Source organism: Amycolatopsis sp. CA-126428 (assembly GCF_002904335.1).
Classification (GTDB): domain Bacteria; phylum Actinomycetota; class Actinomycetes; order Mycobacteriales; family Pseudonocardiaceae; genus Amycolatopsis.
This window is the reverse complement of the sequence record NZ_PPHF01000164.1, coordinates 64,542-87,398: the sequence shown is the minus strand read 5'-3', so window position 1 is coordinate 87,398 and position 22,857 is coordinate 64,542. Positions and strand designations below refer to the sequence as shown.

The window sequence follows — 22,857 nt, the reverse complement described above, 5'->3', positions numbered from 1 at the left end:
CTCAGCCGACGGGGAACTTGACCGCCGTCAGCTCCTCCGAAACGGCCCAAAGCCGCCGCTGGATCGCCGCGTCATAGGACTGGGGGCTGGACGCGACCACCTGCGGACGCCCGCGGTAGCCGCCCGGGCCGGCCGGGCCGTAGTACTGGCCGCCGAGGGCGGCCGGGTCGGTCGCCGCGCGGAGGGTCGGGAGGGCGCCGCGCTCCGAGCTCTGGGTGAACAGCGGGGCCACCACCGGGAAGAGCGCGCGCAGCACCGACGGCGAGTTGCGCATCAGTTCCGTGCGGGCCACGCCGGGGTGCGCGGCGATCGATGCCGTCGTGCCGTGCGGGGCCAGACGGCGCTGCAGCTCGTAGGCGAACATCAGGTTGGCCAGCTTGGCCTGCCCGTAGGCCGCGACGCGGTCGTAGGAGTTCTCCCACTGCAGGTCGTCGAAGTGGATCGCGGCGCGGAGGCGGTGGGCGATGCTGGCGACCGTCACCACCCGGGAGCCCTCGACCGGGAGCAGCAAGTCGAGCAGCAGGCCGGTCAACGCGAAGTGCCCGAGGTGGTTCGTGCCGAACTGCAGCTCGAAGCCGTCCCGGGTGGTCTGGCGCGGCGGGTACATGACGCCGGCGTTGTTGATCAGCAGGTCGATCTTCGGCAGCGTGGCGTGCAGGTCGGCCGCGGCGGCCCGGACCGACTCCAGCGACGACAGGTCCAGCTCCTGCACCGTGACGTCGGCCGCCGCGCCGAGCTGCGCGGCCGCCTGCTTGCCCTTTTCGACGTCGCGGACGGCGAGCACCACCGTCGCGCCGCGCTCGGCCAGCACCTTCGCCGTGTCGAACCCGAGGCCGGTGTTGGCGCCGGTGATCACGGCCACGCGGCCGCGCTGGCTGGGGACCTCGTGCTCGGTCCAGTTGTCGCTCATGGCGGTCCTTCCGTCGCGGCCCTTTCGGACCGTCGGTCTGTTATGACTCCGACGCTAAGGAACCGTCGGTCTATTGTCAAGAGACTGCCGGTCTCCAATCTCGCGGCTCGCGCGTTACGCTGGTCTCATGACGTTCCAGCGGGCGCGCAGCGCGGAGCAGCGAGAGGAGCGGCGCCGCACCATCCTCGACACGGCGCTGAAGATGCTCGACGAGATGCCGGTGGCCGAGGTGAGCCTCAACGAGCTCAGCCGCCGGGTCGGCCTGGCGAAGTCGAACGTCCTGCGCTACTTCGAATCCCGCGAGGCCGTGCTGCTCGAACTGCTCGACCGCGCGCTGCGGGACTGGCTGGCCGAGGTCTCCGACGAGGTGGCCGAGGGCGTCGCCGCCGGCCTTCCGGCACGGGAGCGGGCCGAGGCCTTCGCGGCGGTGGTCTCCCGCTCGCTGGCCCGCCGCACGGTGCTGTGCGACCTCATCGGCGCGCAGGCGGGCGTCCTGGAGCACAACGTGTCCACCGACGTCGTGGTGCGGTTCAAGCGGTCCGCCCTCGGCGGGCTGGACGCGATGGCCGAACTCCTCCGCGGTGCCGTACCCGAGGTCGGTGCCGAAGCCGCGCCGGTGTGCTTGCTGGCCATGATCCTGGCCGGCGGCCTGTGGACCCACTGCCGCCCGTCGCCCAGCGCCCTGGCGGCGTACGAAGCGGACCCGGCGCTGACCGCGCTCCGGCTGGACCTGGCGCCGGCCTTGGAACACGGGCTGGCCCTGCTGATCACCGGTGCCATGGCCCGCAACGGCTGAATTCCCCGCACGGTCGCGGGTGGTCCGGACCAGTTCGGCCGTCGCCGCCCCCGCCGTCGCGGACGCCGCCGATTCCTGCTCCGCCTACACCAACCGGGCCGTCCTCGGCGGCTACGAGCAGACCCTGACCTGCGTCGGCAGCTCCTTCCGGGTGGTGGCGGGTCTCGGCACCACCTTGACCGACGCCGCCACCGAAGCCACCGCACTGGTGCAGGACCCCGCCATCGCCGCCTCGAAGCGCAGCTTCTACAACGGCAGCAGCGCCGTGCTGGGCGGCTTCAGCGTGACGCTCCAGTGCACCGCCCCGGCCGGCCTCTACTTCGTTACCGGCACCGGCACGAAGCTCACCGACGCGGCCGCCTCGGCCCGCGCCCTGATCCACTTCTGACGGTCACATCCGCTCGGCGAGGTCGCGCGCGACCTCCACGGCGATCTCCCGCGCCCGGACCGCGAGCGGGGATTCGGTGCGCCCGGCCGGCCAGTGCAGGGACAGCTCGCGGGTCGGCGACGGCTTCAGCGGGTGGATGGCGAGCTGCTCGTCGGCCCAGGCGTCCTGGCCGTGCAGGGCAAGCCACGGCAGCACCGCCCAGCCGATGCCCGCCCGCACCATCGACAGGATGGTTTCGTGGCCCGTCGTGCGGAACACGAACCGCGGCTGCGCGCCGGCGCGGGCGAACGTCCGCTCCAGCCACCGCTGGTGGTGGGTGCGCGGCCAGGCGACCATCGGGACCTCGTCGAGCAGCTTCACCCGCACCGGGCCACCCCCGGGCACCGCACCGGCGCCCGTCACCAGCAGGTACGGCTCGTCGAACAGCTTGACGTGCTCGACGTCGCCGTCGACCGGGCCGTCGTGGAACAGCAGGTCCAGCTCGCCGATCCGCGGGTCCTCCGGCGGCACGTCGGACAGCCTGATGTCGCAGCCGGGGTGCTCGTCCAGCAACCGGCGGATGACGGCGGGCAGGATCAGGTTCGACACGCTCTGGAAGGTGCCGATGTCGATGCGGCCGTGGCCGGCCCGGAACCGGCCGACGGCGTCGGTGAGCGTCGCCGCCTTCGCCAGCAGCTCGCGGCCGTGGACCAGGACCACCTCGCCGAGCCGGGTGATCCGGACCGGCTTCGGCCCGCCGGGGCGGTCGAAGACCGGGCCGCCGACGGCCTTCTCCAGCGCGGCGATCTGCTGGCTCACCGAGGATTGCGTGTAGCCGAGCCGGGCCGCCGCCTGCCCGAACGTGCCTTCCTCGGCGATGGCGGCCATGGTCCGCAGGTGGCGCAGCTGGAAGTCGGCCATAGCGGCTTAACATAGCCGATGGCGATCAATTCGATCGGAATTCATCGCTTTTCGTGATGTGTTCGCGGACCTAGCGTGGTTCCCATGACGACCACGGGCACGATCGATCCGGCGACCACGGCGGCCCGGCCCCGCCTCCCCGAGCTCGTCCGGGCCCTGGCGGCCACGCACTTCGTCGGCCGGGCCGGCGGTGTGGTGCGGGCGTTCCTGGTGCTGTACCTGACGCAGGCGCAGCACCTCTCCCCCGCGACGGCGGGCTCGGTGGTCGCGGCGGTCGGGCTGGGCGACATCGGCTCCCAGCTGCTCGGCGGATGGCTGGGCGACCGGATCGGCCGGCGCAACACGATGCTGGCCGGCTTCATCGGGGCCGCCGCGGCGCTCACCGCGCTCGGCTCGGCGGACTCGCTGCCCGGCATCTGGGCGGCCGCCGTGGGCGTCGGGCTGACGATCGAGCTGTTCCGCCCGGCCGGGTCGGCCGCGGTGGCCGATCTGCCGGCGTCCCAGCGGATCCGCGCGTTCGGCGTGCTCTACTGGGCGGCCAACCTCGGCTTCTCGGTCGCCACGATCGCCGCGGGGTTCCTCGCCAAGTACGGCTACGGGCTGCTGTTCTGGATCAACGTGCTGGCCTCGCTGGCCGCGGCGCTGATCGTCTGGCGCCGGGTGCCGGAAACCCGGCCGGCGGGATCGGTGCGGACGCGGCGGCCGCTGCTGCCCGTCGTGCTGCGCGACCGGTTGATGCTCGCGATGCTGGCGCTGCACACCGGCTACTTCACGCTGTTCCTGCAGACGTTCACGACGTTGCCGCTGCTGATGGCGGCCGGCGGTCTCGGCCCGGCGGCCTACGGCGGAGTCCTGGCCCTGAACGGGATCGCCGTCGTCGCGCTCCAGCCGCCGGCGGTCCGGTGGCTCGCCGGCCGCAACGGCGCCGCGGTGTCGGCCGCCTCGATGCTCCTGGTCGGCCTGGGCGCCGGGCTCGGTGCCGTGAGCACGGGCACCGCCGCCTTCGCCGGCTCGGTCCTGATCTGGACGCTCGGGCAGATCGGGATCGCCGTCCGGTTCGGCGACACCTTCGCCGGCCTCGCCCCGGCCGAGCTGCGCGGCGGGTACCTCGGCCTGGCTTCGACGACCTGGAGCGTCGGCGCGGTGCTCGGCCCGCTGGCCGGAACCGCGCTGCTCCAGCCGGCCGGGCCGGTCGTCCTCGGGGCGGCCTGCGCGGTCGGCGGGATCGCCCTGTTCGCCGCCCAGCGGGCGCTCGGACCGGCCCTGCGGCGCCGGACCACCGCACACGCCTGAAACCCCTGACGACCACCACCCGCACGACCACCACGGAAAGGCCATCCCATGAGCACGTACGTCTTGATCCACGGTGGCGGCGACGCCGGCTGGGCCTGGCACCTCGTCGGCGCGGAGCTGCGGGCCCGGGGCCACGAGGTGGTGGCTCCGGACCTGCCCGCCGACGACGCGTCGGCCACGCTCACCGACTACGCCGACGCGGTGGTCGAAGCCGTCGGCGACCGGACGGACCTGGTCGTCGTCGGCCACTCGTTCGGCGGGTTCACCGCACCGCTGGTCGCCGACCGGCTCGCGGCCGGCCTGCTGGTCCTGGTGGCCGGGATGATCCCCGCGCCCGGCGAGTCGCCCGACGACTGGGGCCGGAACACCGGGTGCGGCGAGGCGGTGCGGGCCCAGGCGGCGCGCGACGGTGGCCGCACCGGCCACGCCGACCCGCACGTCAGCTTCTACCACGACGTCCCGCAGGCCCTCGCGGACGAAGCGCTGGGCCGGGAGCGGGCCCACCCGTCCCCCACCGCGATGCGGGAGCCGTGGCCGCTGGACGCGTGGCCGGCGGTGCCCACCCGGTTCGTGCTGTGCCGCGAGGACCGCTGCTTCCCGCCGGACTTCTTCCGCCGGCTGGCGGCCGAGCGGCTCGGCATCGTCCCGGACGAGATCACCGCCGGTCACTGCGTCGCGCTCAGCCGCCCCGCCGCACTGGCCGACCTCCTCGAGAGCTACCGGTGAACTCAGAAGCCGGGGAACACCCGGCGCAGCTCGTCGAGCGTCACGCCGCCTTCGACGGTGACACCCTTGTCGTACGGAGTCTTGAGGCGGCCGCTGAGCAGCCGGATGAACGCCTCCGGCGGCCCGGCGAAGGTCGCGGACGGCGCCTCGAGGTGGTCCACCACGGTGACCGCGTCGTCGATCACCAGGCCGGCGCCGGGAACCGCGAGGGACACCGGGTTCGCGAGCTCGGCCGGCTTCGCGAGGAAGCCCAGCATGAACCCGATGGGCCCGGTCAGGAGGTCGACCAGCACCGCGGCCGAGTCCGCGTCGACCCCGGCCTCGGCGTCGAAGGCGACGCGCACGTCCCACGAGTGGTTGGCCACCTCGCTCAGCCGCATGCCCAGCGCGGTCACCAGCGGCACCGGCTCCGGCAGGAAGCCGAGGTCGACGGTCAGCGACGAACGCTGCTCGGGCGTGAACGCCTCGGCCGTTTCGAGCCAGCGGCTGTTGTGCTCCAGGAAGCCTTCGGCCTGCGCCCGCGGCGTGGACACGTCCCAGCGGGCCCAGATCGTCTGGTTGTCTTCGGCGGCCACGGTCTCGCCGGCGGCCCGCGCGAGGGGTGCGCGGCCGATCTCGGCGCCGCTGCCGAGGTGGGACAGGGCCTGGGCGACGGTCCACTCCTCGGCACCGCTGGGTGCGGCCAGCTGGTCGTCGGTGAGGCCGCGGACGAGGGCGGCGAGCGTGTCGTGCTCGGAACGGAGAGCGGTGATCGTGCGGTCCACGAGTGGGGTCATGCCACCGTCAACTCCCGGAGGGACGCAGGTGTTCCGGAGATCACCGTGCTTGCTAGGTTTCCCCGGTGAGCCTCCTCGATGACGTGGCCGAGCGCGACGGCTGGCGCTGCTGGGTGTGCGACGAGCCGGTCGACCCCGGCATGTCGGTGAACGACCCGCGCGGGCCCAGCGTCGACAGCCGGACCGCCGACCGGAAGGCCAAGGTCGCCGAGCGGCTCGCGCACCGCGGGTGCAACACCCGCAAGGGTGCGGTCAAGGTGGTCATCGCCTGGCCGGACCGCCTGCACGTGGCCGAACCCGCGCCGCTGATCACCGTGGCCGGGCGGCTGGAGCGCAAGGGCGGCCGGGAGATGGTGGCCCGCTGCCCGACCGAGCAGGACGCCCGGGAAGCGGCGGACTGGCTGGTGGACCGGTTCTCCCGGCTGGTACCGGGGCTGCCGGTCACCGCCGACGTCCAGCCGGGCGGCGGCCAGTTCCTCGTCATCCTGGCCACCGGCGCCGCTGATCGGCGCTGATCGGCGCGGTGGACCCCGCGGCCGCCGCCGTGGTAGAAGTAGAACCTGTTTCACTTCTGCCCGCCTGGAGGTGCGCGGATGAGCGTCCCGACGGTGACCGAACTACTGCTGGCCCGCGCGGGCGACGAGCGTCCGGGACTGCGGTTCGAGGACGAAACCTGTTCCTGGGCCGAGCACGTCCGGACCTCCGCGCGCTGGGCGGCCGGCCTGCGCGAAGCGTTGCGCCGGGACGAACCGCCCCACGTCGGCGTCCTGGCCGACAACGTACCGGCGTTCTCCCTTCTCCTGGGCGCCTGCGCGTTCGCCGGAGCGGTGCTGGTCGGGCTCAACCCGACCCGGCGCGGGGAAGCCCTCGCGCGCGACATCCGGCTCGCCGACTGCCAGTTCGTGCTCGCCGAGCGGAAGTACCGGCCCCTGCTGGCCGGACTGGACCTCGGCGGGATCGGCGTGCGCGACCTGGAATCCTGGGCGCCGCCGAACGAACCGGCCGAGCCCGTCCCCGCGGCCGCGGCCGATCTGCTGATGCTGATCTTCACCTCCGGCACCAGCGGCGACCCGAAGGCGGTGCGCTGCACCCACGGCAAGATCGCGTTCCCCGGCGCGATGCTCGCCGAGCGCTTCCGGCTGTCCACATCGGACACGGTCTACGTCACGATGCCGCTGTTCCACTCGAACGCCATCATGGCCGGCTGGGCCGTCGGGCTCGCGGCCGGCGCGGCCATCGCCCTGCGCCGCCGGTTCTCCGCCTCCGGTTTCCTGCCCGACGTGCGGAAGTTCGGGGCGACCTACGCCAACTACGTCGGCAAGCCACTGTCCTATGTGGTCGCCACGCCGCCGCGGCCGGACGACGCCGACAACCCCCTGCGCCTCGTCTACGGGAACGAAGGGGCGAGCGCCGACCTCGCCGCGTTCGAGAAGCGCTTCGGCTGCAAGGTCATCGACGCGTTCGGCTCCACCGAGGGCGGCGTGGGCTTCGCCCGCACCGACGACACCCCGCCGGGCTCATTGGGCCGGCCGGCCGGCGACGTGGCGATCCTGCACCCGGACACCGGCCGCCGCTGCCCGCCGGCCGAGTTCGACGCCGACGGCCACCTGGTCAACGCGGCGGAGGCCGTCGGCGAACTGGTCAACACCGAGGGCGCCGGCTGGTTCGCCGGGTACTACCGCGACGCGCAAGCCGACGCCGAGCGGCTGCGCGACGGCCGCTTCCACACCGGCGACCTCGCCTACGCCGACGCGGCCGGCTTCTGCTACTTCGCCGGCAGGCTCGGCGACTGGCTGCGCGTCGACGGGGAAAACCTCGGCACGGCCCCGATCGAGCGCATCCTGCTGCGGCACCCCGCGATCACCGACGCCGCCGTCTACGCGGTGCCCGACCCGGTGACCGGCGACCAGGTGATGGCCGCCATCGTCACCGACGGCACGCCCCTGGAGCCGGCCGGCTTCGGCCGCTTCCTGGCCGGCCAGGCCGACCTCGGCCCCAAACAGGTGCCCCGGTACGTCCGCACGGTCCGGCAGCTCCCGCGGACCTCGACGTTCAAGGTCGTCAAGCGGCAGCTGTCCGCCGAGGGCCTCGACGGCGCCGACGTGATCTGGGAACGGACGGGCAAGGAGATCACCTACACCCGCCTGACCCCGGCGGCCCGCGCTAAACTCTGACATCAGTGTCAGAGGAAGACCTCGGGCACGGGTCACACGAGGAGGCGTCCGTGCGGATCGGCGAACTGGCGGCCCGGACCGGCGTGAGTGTCCGGTCCCTGCGCTACTACGAGCAGCAAGGGCTGCTCACCAGCACCCGCAGCGCGAGCGGGCAACGGCACTACACCGCCGACGAGGTCGAGCGGGTCGGGTTCATCCAGCGCATGTTCGCCGCCGGCCTGTCCAGCAGCACGATCGCCGACCTGTTCCCCTGCATCGACTCCCCCGGCGAGGAGACCTCCGAGGCGGCCGAGCGCCGGATGGTCCAGGAACGCGACCGGCTCACCGACCACATCGCCGAGCTGATCCGCACGCGCGACTCGCTCGACCAGCTCATCGCCGTCAACCGCGCCCACCGCGCAACTCTCGCGGCACCGAACTAGGCCTCGGCCCCGCCGAGCAGACGACCCCGATCACCCCGCTACGACCGGTTGAGCACCCACGGCATCAGCTTCCCCGCCAGCGCCCGGCTGAACGGCCGACCCAGCTCCTGCAACTCGACGCACGCGGCCTCGCCGAGCCGGGCGTAGGGGGTCACGCTGTTCTCGTCGGTCGCCTTCTCGAGCTCGGCCCGGCGGGCCGCACCCGCGGGCGTGAACGTCAGCTCAGGGTCGCCGGTGAGCCAGTCGCGCTCCCGGAGGCCGGCGACCGCCCGGTTCCAGTCCTCTTCGGACCACGACCGGGAGGTGCGCAGGGTCTCGGCGGGGACCGCACCCGAAGCCGCGTGGGTGACGAGGGCTTCGATGCCGCTCAACCCGGCCGTCAGCAAAGCGGCGACGTGTGCGTCGCCGCGGTACTCCCGGAGCAGGGTCTGGGCGTGCCACAGGACCAGGTGGGGTTCGGTCGGCCACGGCAGCGCCGCGTGGGCGGCGAAGAGCGGGCGGCCGGTGACGTCGTCGGCGACCGTCTCGGCGGCCTCGCGCAGCAGGGCCGCAGCCTTGCGCATCTCCGGCGAAGTGATCGCGTCACCCAGGATGCCGCGCAACGCCCGGTCGGCCGCCGCGTGCCGCGCGGCCAGGACGGCGGCCGGGTCGGTGGTGGACCAGGCGGCGGCGATCGACTCCCGGACGAGGGCCGGGTTGAAGTTGTAGAAGGTCGCGACCACGACCGGTGCCGGGACCGCGCCGAGCGCCGCCGACCGTGACGCGAAATAGCCGGCGCGACCGGTGACGCCGAGCTCCGCATAAGCGGCCGCGGCTTCCGGGGCGAAGTAGATCATTCCGTGGTACGGCTCGAGAATTCGCCACGTCCGGCGCGCCACTTCGATCACGCCGTCAACATACCATCCGGTCGGTATGACGCGGCCCGGCGAACTGTGGCCTCTCCGGTCGGCCGTTTCCTCGATAGCGAACGGATAGCGCGGCTGAGCCACGATCTCCCGGTCGATTCCCGCTACTGAGAGGAGTGATCATGGCTCGCATGATCAACACCCTGGGTGACCGGCTGCTGGGGCTGTTCCTGCGCGAGGTCAAGGCCGGCGCGTGCATCCCCGAGCACGGCCAGGTCTGCAAGACCCTGCACTACGACTGCTACGGCAACTGCAAGTAACCGCGGCACCGACGCCTTTCCCGCCGCGCCCCTTGCGGCGGGAAAGGCGTTCCGAAGGGGGTTCACGATGATCGGCGCCCAGTTCGTGCTCGCCGCCCGGGTCCTGATCGGGGTGGTGTTCGCGGTCGCGGCCGTCGGCAAGCTCGCCGGGCGGGCGCGGCTGGCGGAGTTCGCGGATTCGCTGGCGCCGCTCGGCCGGTCGCCGGTGGGCTGGCTGCCGATCGCCGCCGGGACGGCTGTCGCCGAGCTGGCCGTCGCCGTGCTCGTCGGGTTCTCCCCCACCTCCCGGCTCGGGCTCGGGCTGGCGACGGCGGTGATGCTCGTGTTCTGCGCCGCCATCGCCCGTTCGATGCGGCTGGGCCGCCGCGTCACCTGCCGCTGCTTCGGCCGCTCCGGCGCGGTTCTCGGCCGTGCCCACCTCGTCCGCAACGCACTTCTCGCCGGGTCGGCCGCCGCGGCCCTCGCCGTGCCGCCGGGACCCGGTCTCGGCCTCGACACCGGCGCGGCCGCCGCGCTCGTCGGCGCGTTCGCCGCCCTCGTCGCGATCAACTGGGACAGCCTGGCCGGCCTGGTCGGCCGGGCCGGCACCGCCAACCGCTGAAAAGAGGTATCTCATGTCGTTCCTGGTGGCCGTGGTCGCGGTGCTGGCCGTGCTGACGGTGCTCAACCTGCTGCTGTCCTCGGCGATCATCCGGCTGCTGAACGAGCAACGCCGGCCCGTGACGCCCGACCTGCCGGCCGTGGGCACCGAGATCGGGACGTTCGAGGTGACCGACGCCGACGGCCGGACCGTCACCGACCGCGAACTGGACGACGTGCTCGTCGCCTTCCTGTCGCCGACCTGCGGGCCGTGCCGGCGCATCGCCGGCCAGCTCACCGAGCCGACCGTCGCGTTCGTCATCGACGGCGGTGACCGGGACAAGGCCGTCGAGTACGCGGCCGGGCTGGGCTCCGCGGTGCGCGTCGCCTTCGTCGGCGACCGCAGCCCGGTGTCGGCCGCCTTCAACGCGGGCGACGTGACGCCGACCCTGGTCCGCGTCCGGGACCACCGGATCGCCGCCGCCGGCCACGACCTCGACGCCGTGCGCCCGCAGCACGTCCGATGAACCTGTTCCGGGCGGCGGGCCCCGCGTTCGGCATCGCCTGGCGCGCGTCCCGGGTGGCCACCGGCGGCTCGGTCGCGCTGGCGGTGCTCGCCTCGGCCGTGCCGGCGGTGTCGGCGTGGCTGGGAAAGCTGCTCTTCGACGAGCTGGCCGGCGGCCGGGACGGTGGTGGCCCGGACCGGGACCTGATCGTGCTGCTGGCCATCGGCTCGGCCGCCGGCCTCGCCGTCGCGGCGGCGATCACCGCCGTCGCCTCCTACTGCACCGCGATCGTGCGGGCCAAGTCCGCGATCGAGGCGGAGGACCGCCTGGTCGGGGCGGTCGGCGCGCTCCCCGGGCTGCGCCGGCTCGAAGACCCGGCGTTCCTGGACCGGGTGCGGCTGGCCGAGCAGGGGGCGCAGGAGGCGGCGCCCGCGGTGCTGGCCCTGACGGTCGAGTCGGTGCGCACCCTGGTCGCCGTGCTCGGGTTCGGTGGCGCGGTCCTGCTCGTGTGGCCGCCGATGGCCGGGCTGCTCGCCGCGTCACTGGCGGCGGCGGCGATCTCCCAGCTGACGCTGTCCCGCCTGCGCGCGCGGGAGGCCGAGGCGATGATGGCCACCCAGCGCCAGCGGTTCCTGTTCCGCTCGCTGTGCTCGGACATCCGCGCGGCGAAGGAGACCCGGCTCTTCGGCCTGGCGGACCTGTTCCGGTCGCGCATGGTGACCGCCGTCCGGACCGCCACGGCCGGTGAATGCGCCATGCAGCGCCGGATCGCCGTCGCCGGGATCGCCGCCGCGGTCGTGTCGGCGGTGGTGGCCGGCATCGCCCTCGTGGTCGCCGCGACCGGCGCCGCCCGCGGGTCGCTGTCCATCGGCGACGTCACCCTCTTCACCGCCGCGGTGGCCGGCATCCAGTCGCCGGTGGGCGCGCTGCTGGGCCAGCTCGGCCGGGCCGGCGGCTCGCTCGGCTTGTTCCGGCACTACCTCGACGTCGTCACGACCGAACCCGACCTGGTCTCCGGGACGGCCGCCGTGCCCGCGCTGACGACCGGCATCGAACTGCGGGACGTGTGGTTCCGGTACGACGCGGCCGGCCCGTGGGTGCTGCGCGGGGTCGACCTGGTCATCCCCGCCGGTGCCGCGGTCGGGCTGGTCGGGGTGAACGGCGCGGGCAAGTCGACGCTCGTGAAGCTGCTGTGCCGCTTCTACGACCCCGACCGCGGCCGGATCCTCTGGGACGGCGTGGACATCCGCACCTGCGACCCGGCCGCGTTGCGGGCCCGCCTCGGTGCCACCTTCCAGGACTTCACCAGCTACGACCTGACCGCGGCCGACAACATCGGCATCGGCGACGTCGGCCGTCTCGGCGATCTCGACCGCGTTCGCGCGGCGGCCCGCCTGGCCGAGATCGACCCGGCGCTGTCGGCGTTGCCGCGCGGCTACGAAACCCTGCTGTCCCGGGCCTTCCTGGACGTCGACGACAAGGCCGGGGCGGCGCTGTCCGGCGGGCAGTGGCAGCGGGTCGCGCTGGCCCGCTCGCTCATGCGCGACGAAGCCGACCTGCTCATCCTCGACGAACCCAGCTCCGGCATGGACGCCGACGCCGAAGCCCGGACCCACGAGGCACTGCGCGCGCACCGGGCCGGCCGGACGAGCGTGCTGATCTCCCACCGCCTGTCCGCCCTGCGCGGCGCGGACCGGATCGTCGTCCTCGGCGGCGGCCGGGTGCTCGAACAGGGCACCCACGACGAGCTCCTCACCGCGGGCGGCGAGTACGCCCGCCTGTTCTCTCTGCAGGCCAAGGGATATGCGATGGCGGAGGCGTGATGGCCGCGCTCACGGCGGTCGTGGTGGTGGTCCTGCTGGTCCTGCTGGTTCTCCTGCGCCGCCGGTATGTGGTGGCCCGCGTCTGGGGCCACAGCATGTCCCCGACCTTCCACGACGGCGAGCGGGTCGTCGCGACCCGGCGGCACCACTACCGCGTCGGGGACGTGATCGTCTTCCGGCCGCGCTCCCACGCATCTCTTTCGGGGGTCCGGGTGGCGGAGCCCCCGGCCCGGGGCGAAGCCCCGGATGTCACCGCGACCGATGTCGCTTGGCGCATCAAGCGGATCGCCGCGGTCGCCGGCGACCCGGTCCCCGCCTGGCTGGAGACGGACCACCTCGTCGTCCCGCCCGGGCGCGTGGTGGTCGTCGGCGACAACACCGGCCACAGCGAGGATTCCCGCCAGCTCGGCTACATCGACCTCACCACCGTCGCCGGCGCCGTCCCTCACCGCGCCGCACCCGACGGCAACTGACCACCGATCTCCGCCAGCACCCGCTCCACACCCACCCGCTCCACCGGACTGTCGAACCGATCCTGCAAACGCAGAGCCGCGTCGGCGAGACGCCGAGCAGCGGCCCGGTCACCGGCGGCCAGCTCGATCGAGGCCAGCGCGAGCAGCGCGGCCGACTCGGCGTCCGGACGGCGGGTCCGGCGGGCCAGGCCCAGCGCGCGGTCGGCGCATCTCCGGGCGGCGAGCAGGTCGCCGTTCGCGCGGTGGGCGTCGGCTTCCGCGGCCAGGCACCAGGTCCAGCCGATCGGGTCGCCGTGCTGTTCCGCCAGGCCGCGGGCCTGCCCGGCGAGGCCGACCGCGGTCGCCGCGTCGCCGCAGGCCAGTGCCGTGCGCACGGCCACGAGCCGCACCTGGGCGCGGGTCTTCCAGTCGCCCGCGGCGTCGGCCAGCCGCAAGGCCTTCGCGCCGTGCACCCGCGCCGCGCCGAGGTCGCCGAGGTGGTCCCGGTACAGGGCGGCCAGCGTGCCGTGGCAGCCCGACATGCCCGCCAGGTTACCGGACTTCCGGAAGCACCCGACCGCCTCGCGCACGGCGGTGATCGCGCGGTGCCAGTCCCCGCACCGCTCGTACGCGTCACCCAGCTTGGTCAGCACCTCCGCCCGCAGCGCGAAGTCGACGTCTCGCAGCGGCACCTCGTTCAGGATGGCGACGACGTCGGCGTACCGGCTGCGGTGCATCCGCGCGGTCGCCGTGACCAGCGCCGCGGTCACCCGCACCACCGGGTCCGGGCCGCCCACGGCCGTCAGCCGCGCGGCCGCCCGGGCGCCGTGGTCGGAGAGGTCGAGCCGCACGAGCGGCGCCCGCAGCACCAGCAGCAGCGCCGCCGCGGGCCGGAGCAGACCGCCACGCACGGCGAGGGCGAACACGGCGAGCAGGACGTCGACGTCCGCGCCCACCCACGACAGCGGCTCCTTCACCACGTGCCCCAGCACGTCCCGGCCCAGCGGCGCGGCGGTCTCGGCGAGCACGGTGTAGCCGACCGGGGCGCCCAAAATGCCCTCGTAGGCGTGCCGGGTCAGCGCGACCGCCCAGCCGGCCAGCCGGTTCAGGGGGCCCGCGTCGAGCGACGGGCCGACCGTCCGGCAGTAGGCCCGCACGAGGTCGTGCATCCGGTAGCGGGGCACGCCGTCGCGCCCCGGGCCGGCCTGGTCGAGCAGGTTCATCGCGCACAGGTGCGCCAGCACCTCCTCGGTGCGGGCGAGCGGTACGTCGAGCACGGGCGCGAGCGGCCAGCCGGTGAACGTGGCCGATCCGATCGCCGCCAGCGCCAGCATCGCGGCCCGCGTTTCCCGGTCCAGCAACCGGAAGCTGGTGTCGAGACTGTCCCGCACGCTGCGCTGCCCGGCCACCAGCTCCCGCATCCGCCGCGACTCGTCGGACAGCCGCGCGGCCAGCTCCGCCACGCTGAGCTTGGGGTACGCGGCGAGCTGCGCCCCGGCGATCCGCAACGCGAGCGGCACGCCCCCGCACGCCTCGATCACCGTGGCGACCGTGCCGTCGCCGTCACCGTCGTCCAGCCGGGCCGCGCCCGCGACGTTCGCCAGCACGGTCCCGGCCACCTGGTCCGGCAGCGGCCCGAGCGGCACCCGGACCGCCGACTCGACCTCGGGCAGCACGGACCTGCTGGTCACGATGGTGGCGCAGGCCGGATCGGCGGCCAGGAGCGGCTCGATCTGCCCGGCGGTGGCGGCGTTGTCGAGCAACACGAGCACCCGCTTGCCCGCCGTGCGGCTGCGGAACTCGGCCGTGCGCTCCTCGACGGTGGCCGGCATCGACCGCGCCGGCACGCCGAGCGCGCGGAGGAAGCCGCCCAGGATGTCGTGCGGCGCGGCCGGCCGGGCATCGGCGCCCCGCAGGTCGGCGTAGAGCTGCCCGTCGGGGTAGGCGTGCCCCGACGCCGCGCCCGCGTGCACGGCCAGCGCGGTCTTGCCGATCCCGGGCATCCCGGTGACCAGCACCAGCGGTGGCGCGTCGGTCCGGCGCGTCACCGCCGCCCTGATCGCGGCCGACTCCGCCGCGCGCCCGGCGAACCCGGCGGTCCGCGGCGGCAGCTGGGCGGGCACCACGGCCGCCGCCGGAGGCGTTCCGACGGCGAGGATCTCCCCCTCCAGCGCCAGCAGTTCCGGGGACGGATCCACGCCCAGTTCGTCCCGCAGCACGCGCCGGGCCTCGTGGAACGCCGCCAGCGCGTCGGCCCGCCGCCCGGCGCGGTGCAGGGCCAGCATCCGCCGGTGGTGCAGGCCCTCGCGCAGCGGGTGCGCTTGCACCAGCGCGCTCAGCTCGGGCAGCAGCCGCGCGGCCCGCCCGCACGCGAGCTCCGCGTCGATCCACTCCTCGACCAGGCACATCCGCAGCTCGTCCAGCCGGAGCAGCTCCGCACCGGCCAGGTACGGCGTCACCCCGCCCAGTGGTGTCCCGGCCCACCGGTCGAGCGCGGACCGCAGCAGGCCGGCCGCGTCCGCGGGATCCCCGGCCGCCCGCGCCGTGCTGAGCAGCCGCCGCACCTCGTCGACGTCGACGAGGCAGTCCAGCAGGTACCCGCTCGCGACGGTGACCACGGCGCCGGCGGCGCCCGCCCGGTCGAGCGCGGCACGGAGCTTGGACACCTGGATGTGCACCTGGGTCCGCGCGGTGGCCGGTGGCAGCTCGCCCCACAGGGCGTCGATCAGCCGTTCCACCGACACCGGCTGCCGGCAGGCCAGCGCCAGCACGGCGAGGACCGTGCGTCCCAGCCGTCCCTTGACCGGGACCGGTGTTCCGTGGACCCGCGCGCCGACGGGACCGAGGACAGTGGCTTCCAGCATCCCCTGCCCGAACCTTTCGAGATCGTGTGACGACCACCCGGGAGTGGCCCGAGCCGGGCGGAGTCCGGCACGGGCACTTCGCGCGCAGCCCGAACCGCGGTCCGGGGCACCGCCCGGTGGCGGCGCGCGCCGGCGTGGTCGAACCGGGCGGCGTCGCCGCCGGTGGAGTGAGCTCAGCCGAGAGCCTCAGAAGGCGTCCGGCGCGGCCGGAAACTCAGCCGGCGGTCACCCGTGTCCCCGGGCGATCGGAGGTCCTGCGGTTTCCGGTCCACAGTGGTTCGTCATGCGGGCGTCCGCCTTCCCCAGAAAAGTTCGGCCCAGTACCAAAAACGCTGCCAGCGGCGCTCGAGCACCGTCAACCACGCTGAAAACGTTTCGCGCTTGGCCGAAAGATAAGGTCGTTCCCCGGTTCGCGCAACCTCCCGACGTCGGGCTGTCGGGCACCGCGGGGATCGGCGGCGGAGACAGCGACCGGACACGGCCACTGATTGTCCACTTTGACCGGTTCAAGGAGGGCGTCCACCATTTCCCGAAGAAATATCTCCGGACCCCCGCCATAATGGATTGTTTCAAACGGAGATCCACGAACTCAATGAACGGCGGGATATCGAGCGCCGCCCGAACGGCCCGGTTGGCCGAATGCGGTTACCCCGTTGGCCGCGTCGCAGCCGACCGTGCTTCGGGTAACGTCAATCGGTCGTCTTGTCGCCCTTCATCAAAAGCGTCAACGAGCGGAGGCCCGTTGAAAATCCTGCTGTTGTGCTCGGCGTTCAACGGACTCAGTCAGCGCGCTTGGCTGGACCTGTGCGCCCGCGGCCACCGCGTCACCGTCCGGATCGTGCGCGATTCGCGGGAAATCGCCGCGGCGGCCGCGGCCACCGAGCCCGAATTGATCGTGTGCCCATTCCTGCGCCGGCGGGTGCCGGACGTGGTCTGGCGGCGCTACCGCACGATCGTCATCCACCCCGGCCCGGAAGGGGACCGCGGCCCGTCCGCACTCGACTGGGCGATCATGGACGCCGAGCCCACCTGGGGCGTCACGGCCCTGCAGGCGACCGGGGACCTCGACGGCGGGCCGGTCTGGGGCACGCGGGTGTTCCGGATGCCGGCCGATCCGCCGCGCAAGAGCAGCCTCTACAACACCGAGGTGTCGGACGCCGCGCTGAGCCTGATCGGCGAGGTCGTGACCAAGGCCGAAGACCCCGGGTTCACCCCGCGTCGCCAGGACCGCCGGGCGGGCACGGTCCGTCCCCTGGTCCGGCAGGCCGACCGGGCCTTCTCCTGGGGTGACCCGGCCGGCCACATCCTGCGTCGCATTCGCGCCGCGGACGGCCGTCCCGGGGTGCACACCGAGCTGGCCGGGGTGCCGGTCGCGGTGTTCGACGCCCGGCCCGGGGACGCTTCCCCCGGCGAACCCGGCACCATCGCCGGACGGCGGCAGGGTGCCGTGCTGGTCCGGACCGGCGACGGCGCCCTGTGGATCGGGCACGCGCGGCGGCTGGCGCCCGAGGCCCCCGGCACGACGGTCAAGCTGCCCGCGGTTCTCGCTCTCGAGGACCGACTCGGCGAGATCCCCCGGATCGACGGCCCGCCGGGCCTCGGGGAAATCGGCTACCGCCGGGTGGGCGACGTCGGCTTGGTGGACTTCGCGTTCTACAACGGTGCGATGTCCACCACCCAGTGCCGGCGGCTGGCCGCGGCCGTGCGCCACGCCGCCGCGCAGGACACCACCGTCCTGGTCCTGGCCGGCGGCGAGGTGTTCTCCCACGGCCTGCACCTGGGTGTCATCGACGCCCACCCGGATCCCGCGGCGGAAGCCTGGCGGAACATCACCGCGATCGACGACCTCTGCCGGGAGATCATCGCCGGCACCGATCAGCTCGTGGTCTCCGCGCTCGCCGGCGACGCCGGTGCCGGCGGGGCGATGCTGGCCTTGGGCGCCGACAAGGTGATCGCCCGCGACGGCGTCCTGCTCAACCCGCACTACCGCACGATGGGCCTGTACGGCTCGGAGTACTGGACCTACGTGCTGCCCCGCCGGGTCGGCGAAGCACAGGCACACCGGCTGACCACCGACTGCGGACCGGTCACCGCCGCCGGCGCGGCCGGGATCGGGCTCGTCGACCGGCTCGCGGCCGGCGACCGCGCGGGCTTCCTGGAGGAAGCCCTGGACTACGCCACCGAACTCGCCGCCGGCGGGCACGCGCGCGCCCTGCTCGACCGGAAACGGGCGACCCGGGAAGCCGACGAACACCGCAGGCCCCTGGAGACCTACCGGATCAGGGAGCTCGCCGAAATGAGCCACGACATCTTCGACGACCGCCACGGTTTCGCCCGCACCCGGCGCGCCTTCCTCACCGGCCGGTCCACCGGCCCGGCCACGCCGGAGGGCCCCCGCCTGCCCGACCCGCGGATGGCGCCCGTCAGCTGATCGAGATCAGGGCTTTTTGCGCTGGTTGGCGTGGAAGCGCGCCTTCTTCTGACGATTTCCGCACGTGTTCATGTCACACCATTTGCGCGTGCGGCTTTGGCTCGTGTCGAAGAAGGCGGCCCGGCAGGTCGGTGACGCGCACAGGGCCAATTTCCCGTCCCGTTCGCCCGCGACGATGCCGATCGCGTCGGCGGCGATCACGCCGAGGGCGTCCTCCACGCTGGAAGCCGAGCCGAGCTGCCATCGCCGATGACCTTCGGGCGTCAGGACGGCTGCGGCCCGGCCCTGCACGCTGCGGTCGTTGAGGACCTGGACCGCGGCCGCCGGAAGGGCGTCCTGCAGCGCCGCCGCGGTCGCGACGGCGTGGATCGACTCCCTCAGCTCGCGGGCTAGGCCGAGCTGCGCGGCAGTGCAGGTCTCCACGGCGAGGCCGCTCACGGCCAGCCAGTCGACGAGCCGCTGTGGCGTGGGAATGCGCTCCACGGGGTCGCCACAGCGTTCCGTCAGCGTCGCCGTGAAGCTCGTCGCCAGCACGGTACCGAGGCGGAAGTCGGGGAACCCAGCACGCATGGAACCAGCTTAGCCGGTTGCCTGCCGGGTGGCCGGCGTGTTAGAACCGTCTTAGCCGGTTCCGCCGTGGTCAGGAGATCTCATGCCCCAGCTCGCCAGCGATGTCCGAGCATTCGAAGCCCGCGCCACCGACGCCGATCTCGACGATCTGCGCGCGCGGCTGGCCGCGGCGCGGCTGCCGGAGGCCGAGACGGTCCGGCACGCCGCGCCCGGCCCGGCCCGATGGGGCCAGGGCGTTCCCCTGGCCGACCTCGTCGACGTCGTGGACTACTGGCGCACCGGGTACGACTGGCGGTCGTTCGAAGACCGCCTCGACCGGATCGGCCAGTTCCGCACGACCATCGAGGGGCTGGGCATCCACTTCCTGCACCGCCGGTCCCCGCGCGCGGACGCCACGCCGCTGATCCTGACGCACGGCTGGCCGGGCAGCATCGCCGAGTTCGTCGACGTCGTGGCCGAGCTGGCCGATCCGGAAGATGCCGGGGCACCGGCGTTCCACGTCGTGGTCCCGTCGCTGCCGGGCTTCGGGTACAGCGACAAGCCGGCGACCACCGGGTGGGGAACGGAGAAGATCGCGGCCGCGTGGGTGGAGCTGATGGACCGCCTCGGCTACCGCAGGTTCACCGCCCACGGCGGCGACTGGGGCGGCAACATCACCACGGTCCTCGGCGGGCGGTTCCCGGAGCACGTTCTCGGCATCCACACCACGTTCGCGGCGGGACCGCCCGGGCTGATCACGGACGGGCTGACGCCGGCCGAGCGCCGGTGGACCGAGGAAACCCACGATTTCTGGCACCACCGCGCGGCGTACGCGAAGCAGCAGGCCACCCGGCCGCAGACCATCGGCTATTCGCTCGTCGACTCACCGGTCGGGCTGCTCGCCTGGATCCTCGACAAGTTCGCCGAGTGGTCCGACACCGAAGACAGCCCCTTCGAGACGATTTCCCGCGACCGCATCCTCGACGACGTCACCCTGTATTGGCTGACCCGGACCGGCGCGTCGGCGGCCCGCATCTACTACGAGAGCCACAACTCGCTGGACCCCGAGCTGCGGGTCGACGTCCCGTCGGCCATCACGACGTACCCGCGCGACATCGAGAAGTACCCGCGTGCCTGGGCACAGGAGCGGTACCGGCGGATCGTCCGGTGGCGGTCGCCGGAGACCGGGGGGCACTTCCCGTCGCTGGAGGTTCCCGGGTATTTCGTGAAGGACCTGCAAGACGGCCTCGCGGCCGTGCTGGCCGCCCCTCGGTGATCCTCCGGCGAGGTGAACGCGATAGCGCACCGAGCGACTCTGCGTGCGTCAGCGCGGTTGCTTATGGGTTACGGATATCACTTCGATGCACCCGGATCGACCACCTCCGCGTCCTGCTTATGACGGTGCGTAATAGGGGGAGGGGGTCTTCGATGAGTTCTCGCTCGTCACGATTGGCGCGGTGGCCGGGCGCCTGGTTGACCGTCATCGTCGCCCTCGTGCTGGCCGGCGTCCTGATCATCTCCCTCGACGACGGCCCCGTCCCGCCGAGCCGGCCGGCCGGGGGTTCGCCCGTCGCCGCGTCCACCACGCCGCCTCCGGTTGTCCAGGATCCGGTGTGGATGCACCCCTTGCGGCCGGGGGAAAAGCCGCCGCAGTTCGTGCTCTTCTCCTTCGACGGGGCCGGCTCGCACGAACACTGGAGCCGCTACCTCGCCCTCGCCAAATCCGTCAACGCGCACTTCAGCGGCTTCCTCTCGGGCATCTACCTGCTGACCGACGAGCAGCGGGCGCGCTACACCGGCCCCGGCCACCGGCCCGGCGGGGCGTCGATCGGCTTCGGCCGCAGTGCCCGGGAAGTCGCCACCCGGGTCCAGGACCTCAACACCGCCGTCGCCGCGGGGCACCAGATCGGCACGCACTACAACGGGCACTTCTGCGCCGGCGCCGAGCCGAGCGTCGGACGGTGGACCGCGGCGGGCTGGGCCGACGAAATCGGCCAGTTCAGCCGCTTCGTCGACGACGCCCGCGACCGGCTCGGGCTGCACCTGTCCGCCAAGGACGTCACCGGTGGCCGGACGCCGTGCCTCGAAGGCAACTGGGCCGCGGCCTTTCCCGCCATGCGCGACGCCGGCTACACGTTCGACTCCAGCCAGCCGTCCGACGGCGTCAAGTGGCCCACCGAGATCGACGGCATCCGGGAGTTCTGGATGCCGTACGTGAAGGTGCCCTCGCTGCACAAAAAAGTCATCATGATGGACTACAACCTGTGGTACCAGTTCAACCACGCCAGGAACGACCCGTCCCACGCCGAGCAGTACACCCAGGCCACGCTCGAGACCTACCGCGCCGCCTACCACGCCGCCTTCGACGGCAACCGCGCTCCGCTCGTCATCGGCAACCACTTCAACGACTGGGCCGGCGGGGCGTTCTCCCGGGCCGCGGAGGGCTTCATGGGTGAGGTGTGCACCAAACCCGAGACGGTCTGCGCCACCTACGCGGAAGTCACGAAGTGGATGTCGCTGCAGAACCCCGCCGTCCTGGACCAGTACCGGTCGATGCCGCCCGCGCAAGCCGGCTGAAGCGCGAGCGGGCGGCACGCCGGCCGGCTCAGGAGACCGCCCACACCTGGCTCGAGGCGCCCGACCCGCCGAGCTGGCTGACCTGCGCCCCGCTCGCGGTGGACGACCCGGACACCCCGATCACGAGGCCGCTGCCGACGTTTTCCAGGACGTACTGACTGCCGGTGAGGCTGCCCACCAGGTCCGCGGCCCACTGCTGACCGGCGGCACCGGTGCAGGTCCACTGCTGCAGCTGGACGCCGTTCGCCGTGGACCCGTCCGGGACGTCGAGACACAGCCCGCTGTTGACGTTGACCACCGTGAAGACGTTGTCGGACACCTTCGTCAACCGCCATTGCTGGTTGGTGCCCCCGTGCGCCGGCCACTGGATGATCTTGCCGCCGGTCGCCGTGGAGGCGCCCGAGGCGTCCATGACCATTCCGCTGTTGGCGTTCTTCAGCACGTGCGTGCCGGCGGCGGGCAGGCCCGAGTTCGCCGACCACGTCCCCGCGCCGGTGTCGAGGCTCCAGCTCGGGTACTGGCCCAGGTTGACCGTCGTGCCGCGGATCGTGAGCGGCAGCCAGATCAGCGGCGAATCGCCCATGGCGTTGCCCGTCCAGCGGTCGCCCGCGTAGAGGTAGGTGGTCGCCGAGCTGCCCTGGACCGTGATGATGTTCGCGGTCTGGCTGTTGTAGGTGTTCGTGCCCGCCGCCGCGAAGTTCCGGAACGCCGACCACGGCCCGGCCATCGACGACGCGGTCGCGTACACGTTGTCGTTGGTGGCCCACCCGGTCAGGTGGGACGCCAGCAGGTAGTACGTCCCGCCGACCTTGATCACGGCCGGGGACTCGTAGTTGGGCAGCGTCGCCACCGCGCTCGCCACCGTCGTGTAGTCCGCGGACAGCCGGTAGATGCGGAGGCTGCGGCCGGCGTTCTCGCTCATCAGGTACGCCGACCCGTCGGTGTCCTGGAACAAGCCGATGTCGCGGCTCTGGTTGCCCAGCGGCTGGAAGCTGCCCCGGTAGCTGTACGGCCCGCAGGGCGTGGGGCTGGTCGCCACGCCGACGCGCTGGTCGGAGTAGCTCGTGTTGTCGATGTGCAGGTACATCACGAACAGCTTGGTGGCGGCGTTGTACAGCACCTTGGGCCGCTCGACGATGCGGTTCGGCCCGAGGTCGCCGCTGCTCTGCTTCGCCAGCGCGATCCCCTGGTGGGTCCAGTTCGCCAGATCGGTCGACGTGTAGCAAGGAATGTCCTGGAAGGCGGTGTTGGCCGTGGTCTGGCCGGTCTTGTCCTCGCCGAAGCCGTACCAGGTGTCCCCGGCCTGCACGATGCCCATGCCGTGCAGCTGCAGCGCGCGGCCGGCGGTGTCGTACCGCGTGGCGCCGAGGGTGAACGTGTTCACCGCCGCCTGCGCCCGGGCCGCGGGCACCAGCAACCCGGCCACGACGGCCAGCAGGACGGCGAGCAGAGCGAGTGGCCGGTTCGCCCGTTCCCTCGGGAGCCGGTGCGGTGAGCTGGACATCCTGGGTTCCTTTCCTTGCCGC

At 73.1% G+C, this 22,857-nt stretch carries 22 protein-coding genes; 15 read left to right on the top strand and 7 right to left on the bottom strand.

Features of this window, described 5'->3' with window-relative positions; genetic code table 11:
* Position 1 precedes the first annotated feature (1 nt).
* On the bottom strand, positions 2-910 hold the full coding sequence (locus C2L58_RS42155; RefSeq protein ID WP_103343210.1) for an SDR family NAD(P)-dependent oxidoreductase: 909 nt from the start codon (positions 908-910) through the stop codon (positions 2-4).
* A 127-nt stretch (positions 911-1,037) separates the two neighbouring features.
* On the opposite strand from C2L58_RS42155, the gene C2L58_RS42150 reads away from it, so the two are divergent.
* Together C2L58_RS42150 and C2L58_RS42145 are read left to right on the top strand one after the other, a co-directional pair.
* A complete protein-coding gene (locus C2L58_RS42150) occupies positions 1,038-1,706 on the top strand; it encodes a TetR/AcrR family transcriptional regulator (protein ID WP_103343209.1) in 669 nt (222 codons plus the stop codon).
* Between the two features lie 19 nt (positions 1,707-1,725).
* Positions 1,726-2,094, top strand: a complete 369-nt coding sequence (locus C2L58_RS42145; protein WP_103343208.1) for a hypothetical protein — start codon at positions 1,726-1,728, stop codon at positions 2,092-2,094.
* A 3-nt stretch (positions 2,095-2,097) separates the two neighbouring features.
* On the opposite strand, the gene C2L58_RS42140 is transcribed toward C2L58_RS42145, so the two are convergent.
* Positions 2,098-2,994, bottom strand: a complete 897-nt coding sequence (locus C2L58_RS42140; RefSeq protein WP_103343207.1) for a LysR family transcriptional regulator — start codon at positions 2,992-2,994, stop codon at positions 2,098-2,100.
* Between the two features lie 84 nt (positions 2,995-3,078).
* On the opposite strand from C2L58_RS42140, the gene C2L58_RS42135 reads away from it, so the two are divergent.
* Together C2L58_RS42135 and C2L58_RS42130 are read left to right on the top strand one after the other, a co-directional pair.
* Positions 3,079-4,287, top strand: coding sequence for an MFS transporter (locus C2L58_RS42135; protein WP_103343206.1), 1,209 nt, complete (start codon positions 3,079-3,081; stop codon positions 4,285-4,287).
* A gap of 48 nt (positions 4,288-4,335) precedes the next feature.
* On the top strand, positions 4,336-5,013 hold the full coding sequence (locus tag C2L58_RS42130) for an alpha/beta fold hydrolase (RefSeq protein WP_103343205.1): 678 nt from the start codon (positions 4,336-4,338) through the stop codon (positions 5,011-5,013).
* Positions 5,014-5,015: 2 nt separating this feature from the next.
* Here C2L58_RS42130 and C2L58_RS42125 read toward each other — a convergent pair whose 3' ends face one another.
* Positions 5,016-5,789: a maleylpyruvate isomerase family mycothiol-dependent enzyme gene (locus tag C2L58_RS42125; protein WP_103343204.1), complete on the bottom strand. Its 774-nt coding sequence runs from the start codon at positions 5,787-5,789 to the stop codon at positions 5,016-5,018.
* Between the two features lie 65 nt (positions 5,790-5,854).
* Here C2L58_RS42125 and C2L58_RS42120 point away from each other — a divergent pair, with 65 nt between their 5' ends.
* The 3 genes from C2L58_RS42120 to C2L58_RS42110 all read left to right on the top strand — a co-directional run bounded on the left by C2L58_RS42120 (position 5,855) and on the right by C2L58_RS42110 (position 8,385).
* Positions 5,855-6,304, top strand: a complete 450-nt coding sequence (locus tag C2L58_RS42120; protein ID WP_103343203.1) for a hypothetical protein — start codon at positions 5,855-5,857, stop codon at positions 6,302-6,304.
* A gap of 78 nt (positions 6,305-6,382) precedes the next feature.
* On the top strand, positions 6,383-7,963 hold the full coding sequence (locus C2L58_RS42115) for a long-chain-fatty-acid--CoA ligase (protein WP_103343202.1): 1,581 nt from the start codon (positions 6,383-6,385) through the stop codon (positions 7,961-7,963).
* Positions 7,964-8,013: 50 nt separating this feature from the next.
* On the top strand, positions 8,014-8,385 hold the full coding sequence (locus tag C2L58_RS42110; protein ID WP_103343201.1) for a MerR family transcriptional regulator: 372 nt from the start codon (positions 8,014-8,016) through the stop codon (positions 8,383-8,385).
* Positions 8,386-8,423: 38 nt separating this feature from the next.
* On the opposite strand, the gene C2L58_RS42105 is transcribed toward C2L58_RS42110, so the two are convergent.
* The gene (locus tag C2L58_RS42105; RefSeq protein ID WP_103343200.1) at positions 8,424-9,272 is read right to left on the bottom strand and encodes an SCO6745 family protein; all 849 of its coding nucleotides are present in this window, start codon (positions 9,270-9,272) and stop codon (positions 8,424-8,426) included.
* Positions 9,273-9,412: 140 nt separating this feature from the next.
* Here C2L58_RS42105 and C2L58_RS49560 point away from each other — a divergent pair, with 140 nt between their 5' ends.
* The 5 genes from C2L58_RS49560 (at position 9,413) to C2L58_RS42085 (ending at position 12,931) form a co-directional block, all read left to right on the top strand.
* Positions 9,413-9,550 carry a hypothetical protein gene (locus tag C2L58_RS49560; protein ID WP_155258927.1) on the top strand — a complete coding sequence of 46 codons (138 nt, stop codon included), beginning with the start codon at positions 9,413-9,415 and terminating at the stop codon, positions 9,548-9,550.
* Between the two features lie 67 nt (positions 9,551-9,617).
* Positions 9,618-10,151, top strand: coding sequence for a MauE/DoxX family redox-associated membrane protein (locus tag C2L58_RS42100; RefSeq protein WP_103343199.1), 534 nt, complete (start codon positions 9,618-9,620; stop codon positions 10,149-10,151).
* A 13-nt stretch (positions 10,152-10,164) separates the two neighbouring features.
* A complete protein-coding gene (locus C2L58_RS42095) occupies positions 10,165-10,656 on the top strand; it encodes a TlpA family protein disulfide reductase (protein WP_103343198.1) in 492 nt (163 codons plus the stop codon).
* Positions 10,653-12,458, top strand: a complete 1,806-nt coding sequence (locus tag C2L58_RS42090; RefSeq protein WP_103343197.1) for an ABC transporter ATP-binding protein — start codon at positions 10,653-10,655, stop codon at positions 12,456-12,458. The genes C2L58_RS42095 and C2L58_RS42090 overlap by 4 nt, the downstream gene beginning before the upstream one ends.
* A complete protein-coding gene (locus tag C2L58_RS42085; RefSeq protein WP_103343196.1) occupies positions 12,458-12,931 on the top strand; it encodes a S26 family signal peptidase in 474 nt (157 codons plus the stop codon). The genes C2L58_RS42090 and C2L58_RS42085 overlap by 1 nt, the downstream gene beginning before the upstream one ends.
* Here C2L58_RS42085 and C2L58_RS42080 read toward each other — a convergent pair.
* Positions 12,904-15,774, bottom strand: a complete 2,871-nt coding sequence (locus C2L58_RS42080; RefSeq protein ID WP_103343195.1) for an AfsR/SARP family transcriptional regulator — start codon at positions 15,772-15,774, stop codon at positions 12,904-12,906. The genes C2L58_RS42085 and C2L58_RS42080 overlap by 28 nt on opposite strands.
* Positions 15,775-16,516: 742 nt before the next feature.
* Here C2L58_RS42080 and C2L58_RS42075 point away from each other — a divergent pair.
* A complete protein-coding gene (locus C2L58_RS42075; RefSeq protein WP_233226231.1) occupies positions 16,517-18,205 on the top strand; it encodes an enoyl-CoA hydratase-related protein in 1,689 nt (562 codons plus the stop codon).
* A 6-nt stretch (positions 18,206-18,211) separates the two neighbouring features.
* Here the strand turns inward: C2L58_RS42075 and C2L58_RS42070 are convergent, their stop codons facing one another.
* On the bottom strand, positions 18,212-18,775 hold the full coding sequence (locus tag C2L58_RS42070; RefSeq protein WP_103343194.1) for a CGNR zinc finger domain-containing protein: 564 nt from the start codon (positions 18,773-18,775) through the stop codon (positions 18,212-18,214).
* A gap of 82 nt (positions 18,776-18,857) precedes the next feature.
* Here C2L58_RS42070 and C2L58_RS42065 point away from each other — a divergent pair, with 82 nt between their 5' ends.
* Together C2L58_RS42065 and C2L58_RS42060 are read left to right on the top strand one after the other, a co-directional pair.
* Positions 18,858-20,030 (top strand): epoxide hydrolase family protein, encoded by a 1,173-nt coding sequence (locus C2L58_RS42065; RefSeq protein WP_103343193.1) that lies wholly within the window; start codon positions 18,858-18,860, stop codon positions 20,028-20,030.
* A 152-nt stretch (positions 20,031-20,182) separates the two neighbouring features.
* On the top strand, positions 20,183-21,331 hold the full coding sequence (locus C2L58_RS42060) for a polysaccharide deacetylase (protein ID WP_103343192.1): 1,149 nt from the start codon (positions 20,183-20,185) through the stop codon (positions 21,329-21,331).
* A gap of 28 nt (positions 21,332-21,359) precedes the next feature.
* Here the strand turns inward: C2L58_RS42060 and C2L58_RS42055 are convergent, their stop codons facing one another.
* Positions 21,360-22,835, bottom strand: coding sequence for an RICIN domain-containing protein (locus C2L58_RS42055; protein ID WP_103343191.1), 1,476 nt, complete (start codon positions 22,833-22,835; stop codon positions 21,360-21,362).
* Between the last annotated feature and the right edge of the window lie 22 nt (positions 22,836-22,857).